The following is a 237-nucleotide window of genomic DNA, read 5'->3' on the forward strand; positions in this document are numbered from 1 at the left end:
TGAAAGGCCGTCCCGTAAAGGACGGCGACTGCGATGGTCTGCGGCATGCGGGGCGCGAGCTTTCCCCTCAATGAAAGGCCGTCCCGTAAAGGACGGCGACATCAGTCGTCGTCGACAGCTCCTCCGACGCCTTGTACCCTCAATGAAAGGCCGTCCCGTAAAGGACGGCGACCGGGCGGCGACGGTGCAGATGATCACCCTGCCGAACGACCCTCAATGAAAGGCCGTCCCGTAAAG

It is taken from the genome of Corynebacterium sp. HMSC071B10 (genome assembly GCF_001814825.1).
GTDB lineage: Bacteria > Actinomycetota > Actinomycetes > Mycobacteriales > Mycobacteriaceae > Corynebacterium.